General features: G+C 68.2%; 2 pseudogenes. Both read left to right on the plus strand.

What is annotated here, in order from left to right:
• A pseudogene (locus tag CTA01S_RS16270) lies at positions 1-319 on the plus strand (phage/plasmid primase, P4 family); the annotation flags it as partial.
• A gap of 142 nt (positions 320-461) precedes the next feature.
• Positions 462-729: pseudogene (locus CTA01S_RS16275) on the plus strand (hypothetical protein); the annotation flags it as partial.

Here is a 729-nt window from a genome sequence, read left to right on the forward strand (position 1 = left end):
AGGCCGGCTCGATCCGCCGCCGCAGGTCGTGGCCGCCACCGAGGAGTACTTCGAAGCCGAGGACGCGCTGGGCCGCTGGCTGGAAGAACGCTGCGTGCGGCAGGCCAACGCCAAGTCCCTGACCGCCGAGCTGTTCGCCGACTGGAAGCAGTGGGCCGAATCCGCGGGCGAGTTCGTCGGCTCACAGCGCCGCTTCTCCGACCTCTTGATCACCCGCGGCGTCGAGAAATGGCGCAACGCCGCCGGCATCCGGGGCTTCCGTGGCGTGGGTCTCAAGCACCCGATGCAGCCCGCCTACACCCCCTATGCCGACGACTGAACACCCGTGACCACCGACAGGACTGACGCATCTGACGCTGTCCATCGTAAGTCTCTACGCGCGTGCGCGTGCGCGCGCCTCACGGGAACTATCGATATCGTGCGTCGGATGCGTCAGTCCCCACCGAACGAGGACTGACACCATGCACACCACCCTGCTTGCCCTCGACCTGGGCACCACCACCGGCTGGGCGCTGCGCGACCGCACGGGCCGAATCACCAGCGGCACCGAAGCCTTCAAGCCCCGACGCTTCGAAGGCGGCGGCATGCGTTTCCTGCGCTTCAAGGGCTGGCTCACCGAACTCAAGGCCCACGCCGAGGGGATCGACACGCTGGTCTTCGAGGAAGTGCGCCGCCACGTCTCGACCGACGCGGCGCACGTCTACGGCGGCTTCCTCGCCACGCTCACGG

Source organism: Caldimonas taiwanensis NBRC 104434 (assembly GCF_001592165.1).
GTDB lineage: Bacteria > Pseudomonadota > Gammaproteobacteria > Burkholderiales > Burkholderiaceae_C > Caldimonas > Caldimonas manganoxidans.